The organism is Mesorhizobium sp. M4B.F.Ca.ET.089.01.1.1 (genome assembly GCF_004022605.1).
In the GTDB taxonomy this organism is placed as follows: Bacteria; Pseudomonadota; Alphaproteobacteria; order Rhizobiales; family Rhizobiaceae; genus Mesorhizobium; species Mesorhizobium abyssinicae.
In genome coordinates, this window is record NZ_RZOS01000003.1 from 1 (window position 1) to 13473 (window position 13473).

Below are 13473 nucleotides of genomic sequence, written 5' to 3' on the forward strand. Positions count from 1 at the left end.
TTCTTCGACTTTGCCGCCTGCTCGGGCTCGCCCTGCTGCTGCTGCTCGGCGGCGGGCTGCTCCTTGGCCTTTTTCTTCGGCTTTGCCGCCTGCTCGGGCTCGGCCTGCTGCTGCTCGGCCGCAGGCTGTTCCTGCGTCTTTTTCTGCGGCTTGGCCGCCTGCTCGGGCTCGACCTGTTCGGTCGTGGCGGCGCCTTTGGTCGGCTTCGATTTCCGGCCAGCCTGAACCTTCTTCACCTCCTCGATATCTTTGATCTCAGCTGGTTTGGCATCGGCATCGGCTTTCACCTCGCCTTCAAAGACCCTGACCGTATTGTTTTCCATTTTGCCAGACTGCTGGGGCGCGTCGGTCTTGCTGATCTTGACGACAGTCACCTCCTGGTTCGTCTCCTTCTCGATCACATCAACATCTATGACTTTGTTGATCACCACGTTGTTATGGATCGTCACATCGCCAACCGGCTCGGCTGCCTCGACAATGCGCACAAATTCCGGCCCATCACGGATAACGACGACAGAAATGTCCGCGGCAAGGAATTCGCGTGTGGGGACAACGACCCAGTAAAAATCCGGCGTCGCGTCGAAGGTCACCTCGATTGAAATCAAATCCGGATCACGACGCGGCGGCAGCGGAGCCCAGATCAGGTGCTGCCTGTCACGACGCCAACTCACCCAGGCTGGCGCCCAACGAGTGCCCGGGACCCAGTACCAGCCGATGTCGTCGGCATAGCCCCACCGGCCGTAATGGTACGTCGCCCAGCCGAATGGCTCGTCGGATACCCAGAGCCAGCCATACTGCTCAGTATAGACCCAGTGTCCAAGGGTATATGGACGCCAATCGTCAGGTACATCAGCCGGCACGAAAACGGCCGCTCCGTGGTACGAAACCCAGTCACCATGAGAAGAAAGGTCCTGGTAGAATGTGCTGATCGAAACGTTTGTGGCAGCCCGCGCCTCGGACACGAGCGACAATGGCGTAATCGGGTTGGGAATCTCGACGATGGTGAGCAGACAGGCGGCTACGCCGCCCAGCATCAGTCGTACCGCATTTTGAGTAAGGACGCGTTTCATCCCGTTTCCTCCGAAACAGATCGCCCTTCATCTTTGAAACCCGCCGGCTGTCGGATTGTTCCACTTTGCCCGTATCCGCTCGTGCAACGGCTTGCATCCGAAACGGGCCTAGCCAGCCTCCTTGCTGCTGCGAGGGAGGGAAGGCTGCAAACCCGGGTAGCCCTATCTGACCTTCGAAAGGGCAGCGCGAGAGCAAATCATGGTTCAAACCTTGGAGCGGTGTCGGCTCTCAAGTTGTATGATGAGCTTGTCGTAGTCCGGCGAGGACATCCGCATCGGCGCACATTGCAGCGCCCGGAACCAAAGGGGTACCCCGCGGTTCTCTTTTGGAAGGGGTCGCTGGCATGAGGATGCGTCAGTATGGTTGAACTTGTGGTTTTGGAACAGGCGGTCGCCAGGCAACGCATGAAGCGAGCAGAAAAATCTCCCCACCAGGCAAAGGCAATAGTCGGCGAGAGCTGCGGGCTCGCGGTTAGCCTCGCCCTTTGCGCTCGTATGCGGAGCCGGCAACGGCTCGCAGCCAGAGGGCGACTGCCGAAGGCCGTCCCGCCGACTGAGGAGAGCAGTCGCGATGTTGTTTGAACCTCTCAACATGGATGGCCGAAAGCGAAGCGCCATCTACCACGCAGCACGGCTTTCGATGCTGCACGAGCGGCTAGCCAAGAAGCTCGAACAGTTGGACCAAGCAGCCGATCAGGTTGAACAGGCGGCGGCCGATTTGGTTGAGGCCGCGCATCAGCCCGCCGTTCTCGCCAGAGGCTGAACCACCGCTCATGTGCTTCGCCCAGGTCGAGCAGCATTTGTTTCCGAATTGCTGGGCGTATCCCCTGCCCTATTCCTGGCAACAGCAACCAACCGGAGCACAGAACGCTTTGGATTCGAGTCGAGCCAGACAGCCCTGATTGAGCTGACACTGTTTTGCCCTGCCAGCGGTTTCCACATCGTGGATTCAATAGCGGTCGTCCTGGCACAGCTTTCCTCGGCCAAAGTAAAGCCCTCCCCCAGTTGCACCTTGAGAGCGACCGTCGCTTGGTTCGCTCGGCACGTCTGCACTGCCGGGCTGCCGGTTGCTGCGATGCGCTCCAACAGTCGCAGGTCGAATAGCGGCCCCTCTGGCCCGACTGGAACGAGCAAGCACATTTCTGCAAGATCGGACCATGCGACCACGGGCCTGTCGACGAGCGAGTGAGACGCCGGCAAGAGGACGAAGAGGCGCTCGTGCCAAAACACTTCGCTGCAACAGGAAGGGACGGCGCCAAAGTCGTGAGTGAACACGAGGTCGAGGTGCCGGCGGCGTATGGCTGACAGCCACCGCCCCGCGGGAACATCCTCGATGCTAAAGCTCACGTCCGGGTAGAGGCTGCCGAAGCGAGCGATGATGCCTCTTAGGAATTCTCCTCCCCTCACACAACACAATCCAATCCGGAGCGTCTTTGCGTCCTTGTCTCCGACACGGTCATCGAAAGCGTCCAGCAATCCTTCGTAGTGAGCTCGCACAACATCGATCCAGGCTCGACCCGGCTCCGTCAAACGAACGCCGCGGACATCGCGTTCGAACAATTGGACTTCCAAGTGTTGTTCGAGCTTGACGATGTTTCGGCTCACGGAGGATTCTCGAACCCTCATCGCCCTTGCCGCCCGCCTCAGGCTGCCATGATCGACCGCTGCAAGGGCGTACGCCAGTAGCCGCAACGCGTTGCCGTTCGGCGTCATGCCTCGGGCGCTTTGCCGACGGGGATGGTGTCAGTTTCGGCGCAACGCGTTCCCATCTCTTCGTTGGTGCAGGAGGCAGTCAATAGGTTCCCTCCGTGCGCGCGGCTGAAGAAGTTCGCCGAGGCACATTTCACGGGACGGCATGATCCGTCAGGCTTCGATACAAGCCCGCTTCGTAGACATACTCATGTGGAATGGCCGGGTCCGCCATCTGCGAGACGTACAGGTTAAGATTTTCCCGGCTGTTGCTCGCCGCAAGGCTGCAGAAATTTCCGCTGTTCCAGGTCATGACGCAGTGTTTGAAATGCGTCCCTACAGCGCGCGACATCTCCTCAAGCGTTACCTCGTTGTTGAACATCGTGGTCAGCACCGCGGTCTTCTTGGCCTCGATCTGCTCTTGCTGGAAGTAGCGAGCCTTGAAGCCGAAATCCTTCTGGTACTCGCGGCGCTGATAGTCGCTGTCGTCAACCGCCCGAAATTTCTCGAGGAATACGAAGATGCCTCCTTCCTTGAGATGCTGCGCCACAAACTCAATCTGTTTGGGTCTGTTCGGCGAGTACATTTGAAAGGTGGTATCTTCGAGGATTATGTCGAATCCGGAAGCGAATTTGCCCAACCGGGCGTTTGAATTGAGGACGGCCTTGGTCAGTCGATGGAACGGGCCGACAAAGAACTCGGCGTCTGGCGGTTCGCCATATGCCATGAAGCACTTGTAATTTTCCGCGTTAGGACTGCAGGAGAGGCTGTGGATTTGCCCGCGGGACAATTCCGACAGTGTTCTCGCCATGGTGCCCTCCGCTGTGCCAAGGCTATATAACGACAGTTGGGCACCGCGAATTCGTGCATATCTCAGCACGCCGTAAGCCATCCGGCACTCCTCCTCCAACCGGTAGGGAATGCTGCTGTGATAGTGCTGATCGAAGAAGCCTTGTCGTGCCGCATGCAAGCCGATCAAGTCGCGAATGAGGTTATCGTTCGGAAGAAGCCTGGAATCGACCTCGGGCTTGCGTGTAGGCATTCCGCTTTCGCCGGCTGCCGTCGTCGCGAAAAAGCCTGACAGTTCGTTGATCCGCGGGGCGCGGTCGCATTCAGCCAGAAAGTCGTCGAGTCCTCGCATCGAATTGTGCCTCCCCACTACCCGTGTGATCGGTGAGATGCCTCAACTCGACAACGGCACGAAGATTAGCGCCGAGTAATATTCTTGGTGGTCGAGTATTAGCGGAGGCGAGGAATAGAATGGCCTTGTAGAAGCGGCTTCCATCGAATTGCGATTTTTTCGCTCGCGCCACATCAACCGACAACTCTGAATTATTTGTGAGTTGTCCAACAACCTATGGTTAGGCACAAACAGGAGGTTGAGTAGTCACCGAAGGAGTCGCTTCGATTGGCGGATATTTTTTGCCTCGACCCGACCACATTCCGCCGTTCGCGGCACCAAACCCTTGTTCACCAATATGAGAGCTGGGGGAACATACGCGCAGACGTAATTAAGAGAACGGGTTTAGAGCGGCAAGAAACGAGAATTGCCCACCCCCGGCATATGTTCTTGATGAACTTGAAGGGTGCCGCCCGGCGCGGAGAAGACTTCGTCGACGGTCGCCGGGTTTCTTTCTCGGCCAGGCGGCCCGGTTCGATTATCTACATCCCCGCCGACAGCGAATGGACTGGTTGGGATGAGGGTGACGCAATCGCCTCATACCTGCTCGTGTCCATCGCGCAGGAGTTCGCAGATGAGACCTTCGAAGGATTTGCATCCTACCGCCGGGCGGGACTGCCCCCGTGGATCGGATTCCGTGACAACACCATAGAAGTGGCGTTGCAGAGAATAGCCGCCGAGCTCAGGTTTCCTGATCCAATAAGCACGACGATGGTGGAGAGCCAGGTCACGCAATTGTTCGTGCAAATGGTCAGGTTGAACCGAACCGGCCGCAAGCTGGCAAAAGGCGGTCTCTCGACTTTCGATCTCAAGCGCGTCGTGGGAATGATGGAGCCATCCCCAGACGCCAAACCCACGCTGGCCGATCTAGCAAAAGAGCTAGGTATCAGCCGTTTTCATTTCGGCAGGGCGTTCAAGCAGTCGACTGGAATGACGCCGCATGCGTTCATCGCGCAGCGCCGATTGGTACAGTCCGCGGAGATGTTGCGATCGACGGATTTGTCGGCGACAAAAATCGCGATGGAATGCGGCTTCGCAAGCTCAAGCCACCTCACGACCGCGTTCAAACGCGCCTTTGGCACGAACCCGATAGAGTTTCGGCGCAAGTCCAGGATCTAGCCCGGACCCCTTTTATTTCAGCAAGGAATTGAAAGGCTCGGCATCCCGTTAAATCAGACATCGCCGGAGTGGCATGACATGCGGCCAATGGATGGGTGGGCTGCCGATGTCACGCGAAGTTCGGTTTCATTATGCCAAAGGAACGCTCCGTGAGCCCCGCGCCTTCATTGGCTTCCTGGCCAGTGCGTTGTCCGCGTCTGTCGGACGAAACGGCTACTACATCGCATGCTCATGGACCCTCGTCGAAGCAGGGTATGGAAGCGCGAGTGTCGCGACGTTGCTCGCGATCGTCAGCCTTGTGGAATTTGTCGCGAGCCCCCTGGCTGGCGCAATGGCGGATCGGTTTGACAGACGACTGCTGAATATCGCAGCGGACGTCAGTCGCTTTGCCGTCATGCTCGCCGCAGCCTGCGCGCTTCCCTATCTGGACTTGTTACCAGCGATCTGGTGTTCAGCGATTCCCTTTGCGCTATGTGACAGAGTTGCACTTACGAGTTCGCAGTCAATGATCCCTCTCGTAGCGGGAGGCGATCTGACAGCTTCAAATTCCGTTGTCTTCTTCGTCACGCAGTTCGGATGTCTGGCGGCAGCGCTGCTCGTTGGTGCGTTGCCAAAGGACCATTCCGCTACCCTGGTGTTCGTCCTCCTTGCCGCATGTTTTCTTGTTTCGGCGGGAAGCTTGTCCTGCATTCGTGGCGGCTCGGCGTCTGGCGGACGCAAAGTCAACGGGCTTGTTCTCAAAATTGACGGGCGCCTGGTTCGTCTCTTCGCCGTCTACGCGCTCCTATATGGAGGCGCGGTGTTGGTCAGCGTGATGGGATCTAGCTTCGTTTTCGTAGAACAGAAGGGCACCGCCGCGGACTTCGGTCGCGTCGAGGCAGCCTGGTCGGCGGGTTCTCTGATCGGAGCGGCACTGCTCAGTCGGCTGACAGGAACGATAAGTCCTCATACATTGCACCTCATGGTTTTAGGCTTAACCGCGCTCGCGCTGATGGCGCTGGTACCCTTGCGCGTGCCCTGGACATTGACCATGTTTGCCGCGCTTGGGTTTCTCTACAATCTGGGCCGGGTCAGCGTCGAGGTCACACTGCAGTCGCGTGTACCCGATAAGGCCTTGGGCAGGGCCAAAGGTGCCATGCACAGCCTCGCAGTCGGGCTTGGGTTTGTCATTTTCTGCATCGCGACCGTTTTGGGAGACCAGGCCTTTCCGTCGACGATTTTCCTCGGTTTCGCTGTGGTGCTTCTCTTCGGCGTTGCTGCCTTGAGCAACGCCGCTCGGCAAGAGGGGGATCCATGACGTGTATGAGCTAGCAGGAGCCGCAGGAGCGAAACAGGCTGTGCTTAGATCGCTGGCGACACTCTACCCGTGGATGCAACACTACTATTCCCGTCCGATCCGCGACTACGCAGCCAGGCTGTACGAGGCCCCAGTTTCGACAACCATGCCTGAAAGTCGGCAATACGCTCTGGCCAAGCTGCTCGACGCGATCAAAAACGCGGGGAAGCGAAATGGATTGCCGATCGACGCGGTCGCAGAAATCTGCAGGGAATTTGAAGAGCGTCGCGTTTTGCAGACGGGTCCTCACCTGCTGCTCCTGATGGACCCGGAGGCTTACTACACTCACGTCCTTAGCCTCCTGGGCCTCTCGGCGCATGGCTGCTCTACCTACCTGTCCTATGCCGTTTCCACGGTGAGCCTCGTTGAAAGGGCTCGCAAGGGGCCGGGCTGGCTCACAGTTGATCAGACGCCGATCAACGTCTTCGGCCTCCCACGAAGCCGCATGATCGGGTACAGCCTTCTGACGGGGCCCGGAGCCTATCGGTTCGAACTGGTGCCAGCGGAACAAGGCGCGGAGCCAGAGGCGCTTGCGGTGCTTCACAATCTTCTGCCGAAGGGCCAATTCGAACGGCCGGCACATGCCATAAAGGAAGCCAATTGCAGCCTGTGGCCGAAGCTGTTTGGAAGCCGCTTTACCTTCTTGCAGATCGACGACGAGGATATTGCCGACCTTGTGGCGAACCATCTGTCGGAAGAGAATTCCTGGCTGCGTACGAGGCTGCTGGAAGACCCAAGGTTCGCGTTGAATATGCTTGCAGAGATCGACAGGCTTGCAGACGGCCCCTGGAGTGGCTGGCTCGCGCGCGGTACCGACTTCTTCTGGTTCTATCAAAACGGCAGGCGCCTGCCACTGCGACTGGTCGCTGGCGAACTCGTCAATCCGGCAACAGGATTGAATATGGTTCGCTTCGAGGCTGCCGAAATCATCGAGCGGTTGGCCGACCGCAGTCTAATTCCGAATCTCCTTCTCATGTTTCTGGTCGTGTCGGTCCTGCCGGGCGCCCGCGCGCTCGGAGGCAGTCATCAGCCGGTCTACTACCCGTTGATGCGCTATGTAGTCTGCCGCGCACTTGAGGCTGCGGGCGTGGATGCCGATCTGCGGGAGGCTCTCGTCGCGGATGATCTACCTGGCGCTTGGGGACACCGAGTAATTGAGTGCGATGACGATCTCTTGGACGTTTTTCGAAACGGAGACATGGCCGTGTCCAGCGATACCATCATGGACCGGCTCGGAAAAATTCCCTTCGCAAAAGCCTGTGGAAGTATGACCAGTTTTTCTTCGGACGCGTCGTGGCAAGAGCTTAGCAGACAGTTGGGCGAGCAGGCGATCTCACCCACTGATGCGGAATGGGCCTTTTCCTAAGCAGAGCAATAGGCGCAGGACATCACGTTTATCCCTGGGACGGGCAGGACCGTGCGCCCCTCTTAAGGCCTTATGACCGGGGGCGGCAGCACCTACTCGGGGGTGCCTGGCGGCACCTGATCGAGGAGTGTAATCTTGCCTGTCTCTTGTGTCGGGTTTGCTGCCGGCAATTGGCCGTCTGGCGTCAGCTTGTCGACCGCTTCAGGCAAATCTTTGGTGATCCTGGCAATCAGCTCGTCGCGTGACAGACCAGTCTGCATCGAAAGAGACGTGAGCGTGTCCTCGTCGATTGCGGTCTCCACGTCCTTTGGTTCGATCGGCTGATTGGGTCCGGTGCTAACCCACGAATCCACCTTCGACCCGGCTCCTGCATTTCTGAAGCGCTCGAGGATGTCCCCAAGCGCCGTGCCGGACACGCCCTTGGATAACTGATCCAAGAGCCCTCCCTGCGGGTTGTTTGGATCGCGATTTCCTCGGATCAAGTCTCCGATCTTCTCGCGATTTTGATAGGCTAGAATGCCAAGCACTGCGACAGCCAGTCTTCCCAGATTTGCCATGGTTTCCTCCCTTGGATCACAGGGAGAAGGTTTCGTGCTCGCAAAGGTTCCGTCTGTCTGACCGCTAGCAAAATCCGAGTCGCGGAACATTGGTCATTATCACAGGTTGGAAGACGCCCACGCAGATACCGCCGCACCGCCTCCCTCGCAATTTGGCGGCGCAGCAATTCGGCCAGCTTCTCGCGTCGATCTCCGGGCATTGTTGCTGAACCCGGTCCAATCCGATTTGTTCCTGTATCGATCACCAACCTTGAGCCGTCCTGCCTCAGCGTCCTGCAAGTCGTCGGATGTCGAAGTCAGTCCCGGGGTCCAAGCAAGCGATAACGACTGACGGTACCAATCCACGTCAGGCCCGAAGTCCCTATTGCGAAACTGCGCAAGGCGCATATTGTTTGGCATGGTTGCGGTCGCAACCGGCAGTCCAAGAACTTGGGGAGCGGGTGCTGCGTTAGGTGGTTTGGTCGAGGACTTGGTCGAACTTCAATCGAGCCATCCGTGGGATAGAGCCATGGGGCACGGGGCCATGAGTGATGCGGCCATGGGGCGAGGCCAGCATGAGCCAGCCGACGGCGAAATTGTCAGAGAGCAAGCCGTCCTCTTTCGCCTCACCGACCGACTATACCGAGCCAACGGCCTTGGCGAGATCTACGATGCAGCACTCGATGCCATATGCGACGCGCTCGGTTCGTCGCGCGCCTCGATTCTGAGATTTGACAGCCACGGCGTCATGAGCTTCGTCGCGTGGCGCTCACTCTCTGAAGAATACCGCGAGGCAGTTAACGGCCACACGCCGTGGACGCGCGGGGACCACAATGCCGAGCCAATCTTTGTCGAGGATATTCGTCTCAGCGGTGAATCTCGGCAACTCATCGACAGGGTCCTTGGCGAGGGAATCGAAGCGCTGGCCTTTATCCCGCTTGCCAGCTCCCGCGAGCTCATCGGCAAGTTCATGGTCTACTATCCAGCACCCCATCGCTTCGCCGATCGTGAACGCGAACTTGCGTTGACTATTGCCCGTCAGCTCGGGTTTGCGATGGAACGGATGCGAGCGGAAACAACGGCAGCGCGACTGAGCGCACTGGTCGAATCCTCGGATGACGCAATCATCGCGATCGATATGGATGGCATCGTTACGGACTGGAACAACGGCGCCGAGGGTATCTACGGCTACGGCCGCAAGGAAATTGTCGGACGTCCGCTCATGTTGCTGATACCGCCCGATCGCCAGAATGAGGAGCGAAAGATCCTGGCGCGCATTCGCAATGGAGAACATGTCGAGCATTTCGAGACCGTTCGCATGCGCAAGGATGGCAGCAGCATTCCGATCTCTTTGACCGCTTCCCCGATCGCGGATACGTCTGGCGCAATTATCGGTGTCTCCAAGATCGGCCGTGACATTTCCGAGCGGCTGCGCGCGCAAGAGCAGCGGGAGCTGCTGCTTCGCGAGATGGACCACCGCGTGAAGAATCTTTTTGCCATCGCAAGCTCCATCGTCAATTTGAGCGCGTCAGCCGCTGAAACGCCGGCCGCGCTCGCCTCCACCGTTTCTGACCGGCTCGGCGCCCTCGCGCGGGCGCATGCGCTGACGATGCTCCCTTCGACTGGCCCCTCTGTTCAGGTCGCGACGAGCCTACATGCATTGATCGCCGCAATCCTCGCGCCATACCGCCATGGAGCTGACGAGCATCCCCGCTTCGCGATCAGTGGCATCGATATGCCGGTGCCTTCAGCGATGATCACGCCGCTTTCTCTCTTGCTACACGAATTCGCCACCAACGCTGCCAAACATGGCAGCCTCTCGGCGGCCGCCGGCTCAATAGAAATCGCATGCTCCAGTCGGGACGGTAAGGTGACTGTCCGGTGGAGAGAGGTAGGAGGACCACCTCCAGTCGCAACCGAAGACGAAGGTTTCGGGAGCCGCTTGGTACGCGCCGCCGCGAGTGAGCTTGGCGGAGTCGTGCGAGATTGGGGCTCCGCCGGAATTGTCCTTGAGATCACGATCGATATTGAAAGATTCTCGGCATGATGACCGAGTCGCTTGTCAGCGCAGCAGCCCATCGCTCTCAAAGTCTTCCCAACCGCGCAGTTTGGCCTTCGAGCTTTCGTCTCCGCCACTCCCGGCGGAATGGGGAGCCTCACGCCCCCTCTTCTGCGCACGCTTGATTGCCGCCTTGGCGGCGGCCCGTCGCCGGTTCTCCGCGGCTGCCGCCGCATCTTCGTCACGCCAGACAGTGACCAGGTCACGGTCAAGCACATCTTCGATGTGCCGCGGGTCGAACACGTGGAATGTGATCTTCCTGGCGCGGCCGCGAAGCTTGACCGTCCTGGTCCCGGCGCTCTGCAAACGTCCGGCCTTGAGCCAGCGGTGACGCTCGCCAGACGAAATCGTCAGGATGTCCTCGACTTCGCGCGGGATCACCGGCAGGTCTTCGATGTCCTGCATCGCTTTGGACACGATCGCCGTTGCCGCATCGACATCTGCCTCAGAGGCCTCCGGCAGTCGCAAGGTCAGCACCCGGGATTCGATATGCAGCAAGTTTCTGAGCGCAGGCGGCAGACGCGCGCGGATCTCAAGGAAAATGCCCCTCGCCCGCATGGACGATCCCAGGGTCGCGGCCGGCGACAGCGGCCACTCGGCGATCAATTTTGAGGTCGGGTCGATTTTTCGGCGCGCGGGCATGCTGGAAACATAGGGCGTCCGGGCTGCAGACACTACCGACGCCAGTGCATGTGCAGACGCGAAGCTCGGGACGCCAATTTTTCAGTGCGGGGTGTCACCGATTGTTGGAACAAACGCTGCGCCCCTCTGTTTGTCTTCCAGGCACAATTCTGTGCGTTGGAGGATATCCATGAAACTTCATTTGCTATCGGCTGCGCTCTGCACGGCGGTCGGACTGGGTTTTGCCCATCCGGCGCTCAGTGCCGAAAAGGCGCAGGATTTCGTCAACAAGGCCGCGCAAGGTGGGATCTTCGAAGTCGAGTCCAGCAAGATCGTCCAGGGCAAGGCGGAAGATCAGGCCATCAACGACTTTGCCCTGAAAATGATTACCGATCACGGCGCCGCCAACGCCAAACTGCAGTCGATCGCCGGCGAGCAGAAATTGCAGGTTCCGGCTGACACGGACGCCAATCACAAGAATGACCTCGAGGCGTTGAGATCCACGAACGGGGCACCCGACCAGTCTTACGTGAAGATGCAGCAAGACGCGCACGCCGACGCGGTCAAGCTGTTCCAGGACTATGCGGCCGACGGCGACAACGCGGATCTCAAGGCATTCGCACAGCAGACGTTGCCGACACTCAAGATGCATCAGGAGATGATCGAAAAGATTGCCTCCGGCAAAACCGACAATACGGCAACGACCAGCACCGCACCCGCGGCGACAGACACAGACCAGAACGTATCTGCTCCGGTGCCTGGAGCGAACAGCTTTACGGAAGCCCAGGCGAAATCACGGATCCAGGATGCCGGCTTCGCCAATGTCAGCACATTGACAAAGGACGACCAGGGCATCTGGCGCGGCACCGCCGAGAAAGACGGAAAGCAGGTAGCCGTAGCGCTCGATTTCAAAGGCAACGTGGTTGCCGGCGCTCAATAACCGAACTCAGACGATGGAGTGAAACATGACGACTGTCACCGGACTTTTCGATGACTATCAGGACGCGTCCGACGCAGTAAGCGAGCTGGAAGCGATTGGCGTGCCGAGAGACGACATCAGCATCGTGGCGAACAATTCCGACAATTGGTATCGGGATGAGACCTCGGAAGCCGGCGACGATGCCGCCGCCGGCGCGGGCCTGGGAGCGCTCGTGGGCGGCGCGGGCGGCCTCCTTACCGGGCTCGGAATCATGGCCATACCCGGTGTTGGGCCTGTGGTGGCGGCCGGCTGGCTAGCTGCTACGGCAGTTGGCGCGGTGGGCGGCGCGGTGGTCGGCGGAGCCGCCGGCGGAATTGTGGGCGCGCTGACAGAGTCCGGCGTTCCTGAACGCGATGCTCATGTCTATGCCGAGGGCGTTCGCCGCGGCGGCAGTCTCGTGACGGCCAAAGTCGACGATCGGCTCACCGGCGAGGCTGAACGCATCCTGCGAGGCGAGCGTGCCGCCAACCTCGACGAGCGGCGAAGCGCTTACGAGGCCAGCGGGTGGACGGGTTTCGACGCGACCGCGGAGCCCTATGATGACATCGAGGCCGAACGCGATCGCGTTCGCCGGACCACGCCACTCTAAAAAATGAGGCCCCGTCGAATACACGACGGGGCTTTTTCTTGCCGGGCGCACGAGGCATCCGAAATTTTTTGATTGTCTGCTCATCAGGAACATCTAAGGCAACCTCACGCAGGAATAGCGGGGATGACCCGGATCGCGACCTTCAACGTCAATGGTGTCAATGGGCGCTTGCCGGTGCTGCTGAAGTGGCTTGGCGAGACTGACTATGACGTGGTCTGCCTTCAGGAACTGAAAACATCGGACGTGAAATTTCCGATCGAGGCGATTCGGGACCTCGGCTTTAGCGCAATCTGGCACGGCCAGAAATCCTATAACGGCGTGGCAATCCTGGCCCGTGGGAGGGATCCGGTCGAGCGCCGCCGCGGCTTGCCGGGCGATCCCGATGATACGCATAGCCGCTATCTCGAGGCGGAAATCGACGATCTCATCGTCGGCTGCATCTATCTGCCCAATGGCAATCCCGCGCCAGGGCCAAAGTTCGATTACAAGCTCCGTTGGTTCGACCGTCTCGTCACCTACAGCCAGTCGCTGTTGGGCGAGCGGACGGTGCTTTGTGGTGATTACAACGTCGTGCCCACCGAAATAGACGCCGTTGTTCCGGCGCGCTGGCTGGGCGATGCCGTCTTCTTCCCCGAAAGCAGGAAAGCTTATGCCCACATGCTAACCTTGGGTTGGGTGGATGCGATGCGTCGTATCCATCCAGACAAGGGCATATACACCTACTGGAACTTTTCCTATCGCGGTGGCTACGACAGAAGCTCAGGCCTGCGGATGGACCATCTGCTCGTAAGCCCGTCCCTTGCGAAGAGCATTCTGGCTGCGGGTGTCGATGTCGAGACCCGTGGATGGGAAAAGCCGAGCGATCACGCACCCGCCTGGATCGACGTCGGTTAAGACCGATCGCGCGATCGCACTTGCAGAAAGACTGC

Annotated in this window: 12 protein-coding genes; 7 read left to right on the top strand and 5 right to left on the bottom strand. The window is 59.2% G+C overall.

From position 1 onward, the window contains the following. The 3 genes from EN780_RS00545 to EN780_RS00560 all read right to left on the bottom strand — a co-directional run. Positions 1–1070: DUF6600 domain-containing protein (locus tag EN780_RS00545; RefSeq protein WP_348631232.1), on the bottom strand; the 1070-nt coding region annotated here is incomplete at its 3' end. Positions 1071–1841: 771 nt separating this feature from the next. Continuing rightward, entirely contained in the window at positions 1842–2783 is a 942-nt protein-coding gene (locus EN780_RS00555; protein WP_128271533.1) for a LysR family transcriptional regulator, read from the bottom strand. A gap of 130 nt (positions 2784–2913) precedes the next feature. After that, complete coding sequence (locus tag EN780_RS00560; RefSeq protein ID WP_128271535.1) at positions 2914–3900, bottom strand: class I SAM-dependent methyltransferase; 987 nt, start codon at positions 3898–3900, stop codon at positions 2914–2916. 267 nt (positions 3901–4167) lie between these two features. On the opposite strand from EN780_RS00560, the gene EN780_RS00565 reads away from it, so the two are divergent. From EN780_RS00565 to EN780_RS00575, 3 genes are all read left to right on the top strand, one after another. Next, positions 4168–5058 (top strand): helix-turn-helix transcriptional regulator, encoded by an 891-nt coding sequence (locus tag EN780_RS00565; RefSeq protein ID WP_245499833.1) that lies wholly within the window; start codon positions 4168–4170, stop codon positions 5056–5058. Positions 5059–5164: 106 nt separating this feature from the next. After that, positions 5165–6355 (top strand): MFS transporter, encoded by a 1191-nt coding sequence (locus tag EN780_RS00570; RefSeq protein WP_189556317.1) that lies wholly within the window; start codon positions 5165–5167, stop codon positions 6353–6355. Between the two features lie 40 nt (positions 6356–6395). Further along, a complete protein-coding gene (locus EN780_RS00575) occupies positions 6396–7760 on the top strand; it encodes a hypothetical protein (RefSeq protein WP_128271539.1) in 1365 nt (454 codons plus the stop codon). Between the two features lie 92 nt (positions 7761–7852). Here the strand turns inward: EN780_RS00575 and EN780_RS00580 are convergent, their stop codons facing one another. Further along, entirely contained in the window at positions 7853–8317 is a 465-nt protein-coding gene (locus EN780_RS00580; protein WP_128271541.1) for a YidB family protein, read from the bottom strand. Between the two features lie 523 nt (positions 8318–8840). On the opposite strand from EN780_RS00580, the gene EN780_RS00585 reads away from it, so the two are divergent. Further along, entirely contained in the window at positions 8841–10343 is a 1503-nt protein-coding gene (locus EN780_RS00585; RefSeq protein WP_189556319.1) for a PAS domain S-box protein, read from the top strand. A 15-nt stretch (positions 10344–10358) separates the two neighbouring features. Here EN780_RS00585 and EN780_RS00590 read toward each other — a convergent pair whose 3' ends face one another. Continuing rightward, positions 10359–10997: a hypothetical protein gene (locus tag EN780_RS00590; RefSeq protein WP_128271593.1), complete on the bottom strand. Its 639-nt coding sequence runs from the start codon at positions 10995–10997 to the stop codon at positions 10359–10361. Between the two features lie 169 nt (positions 10998–11166). Between EN780_RS00590 and EN780_RS00595 the strand changes: the two genes are divergently transcribed. The 3 genes from EN780_RS00595 (at position 11167) to xth (ending at position 13438) form a co-directional block, all read left to right on the top strand. After that, positions 11167–11916 (top strand): DUF4142 domain-containing protein, encoded by a 750-nt coding sequence (locus EN780_RS00595; protein WP_128271545.1) that lies wholly within the window; start codon positions 11167–11169, stop codon positions 11914–11916. Positions 11917–11941: 25 nt separating this feature from the next. Next, entirely contained in the window at positions 11942–12544 is a 603-nt protein-coding gene (locus tag EN780_RS00600; RefSeq protein ID WP_128271547.1) for a general stress protein, read from the top strand. A 123-nt stretch (positions 12545–12667) separates the two neighbouring features. Then, positions 12668–13438 carry an exodeoxyribonuclease III gene (gene xth / locus EN780_RS00605; RefSeq protein ID WP_128271549.1) on the top strand — a complete coding sequence of 257 codons (771 nt, stop codon included), beginning with the start codon at positions 12668–12670 and terminating at the stop codon, positions 13436–13438. The last annotated feature ends 35 nt before the right edge of the window (positions 13439–13473 follow it).